Below are 1,111 nucleotides of genomic sequence, written 5' to 3'. Positions count from 1 at the left end.
TGTACTGCCCAGGGACGTTGGTCAACCTGGTGACGGGTGGTTTGCCGCCGGTCGCGGTGTGGGGGCGGTGGTGATTGTAGTGATGGAGCCAGGCTGGCAGGGCTTTGCGGCGGGCTGATTCGCTTGAGTAGAAGCGTCCCAGGGCCCAGCCGTCGGCCAGGGTGCGGTGGAAGCGTTCGACCTTGCCGTTCGTCTGTGGCCGGTAGGGCCGGGTCTTCTTCGGCGTGATGCCGAGTTCGGTGCAGGCCCGATTCCAGTGCCGGGAGCGGTAGGCCGAGCCGTTGTCGGTCAGGACCCGCTCGGTGGTCACGCCGCGGGCCGCGAACCATGCCACCGCGCGGTGCAGGACATCGACTGCGGTGTCGGCTGTCTCGTCGTCGTGGATCTCGGCGTAGGCGACGCGGGAGTGGTCGTCGACGACGGTGTGGACGAATGCGGTTCCCAGCAGCGGGCCGCGGTACTTGTTGCGGGGCTTGTCCGGTGTTGCGGCACGGTTCCTGCGGCCCTGGACGCGTCCGACGTAGCGCCAGCCTCCGCCGTCGGGGACGTTGCCGAGCTTCTTGACGTCGATGTGGAGCATGGCGCCGGGATGGTCGTGTTCGTAGCGGCGCACCGGCTCGCCGGTGGCACGGTCGATGTGGGACAGCCGGTTGATCCGGCAGCGGGTCAGGACCGCGTGGACCGTCGAGGCGGGCATGCCCAGCCGTCCGGCGATCTGGACCGGTCCCAGTCGCTGCTTCCAGCGCAGGTGCACGATCTTGCGGACCTGCGGCTGAGTGGTTCGGGCCGGGCTCCGGTGAGGCCGTGAGGACCTGTCGGCCATCGCGGCCGGCCCGGATTCGGCGTAACGGTCGGCCCACCGCTTGGCGGTGGGCCAGGACACGTCGTAGCGCTCGGCCGCACGGGCGACCGGCCATCCCTCATCCACAATCAGACGCGCCAGGCGAAGACGTGCACGGGGCGTCAGAGCAGCGTTAGCGTGAGACACGAAGGCCTCCTGGTTGGCGGAGCGGTTCCTCGACAGCTCCACTCCACAACCGGAGGCCTTCGTCCTCTCACAGATTCAGACCGTGTCGTCGCACAAACTCGACCAACCTGGCTGGGCAGTACA

The 1,111-nt window shown here is 68.5% G+C and carries 1 protein-coding gene; it reads right to left on the bottom strand.

The features are described from left to right. Nucleotides 1–988, bottom strand: a 988-nt coding sequence (locus tag ACFV20_RS37095; protein WP_385665566.1) for an IS481 family transposase, incomplete at its 3' end; no start/stop codon positions are given. Nucleotides 989–1,111 lie beyond the last annotated feature (123 nt).

The organism is Streptomyces sp. NPDC059696 (genome assembly GCF_042733745.1).
In the GTDB taxonomy this organism is placed as follows: domain Bacteria; phylum Actinomycetota; class Actinomycetes; order Streptomycetales; family Streptomycetaceae; genus Streptomyces.
Note: the sequence above shows the minus strand (reverse complement) of the source record. Positions and strands in the feature narration are given on the sequence as shown.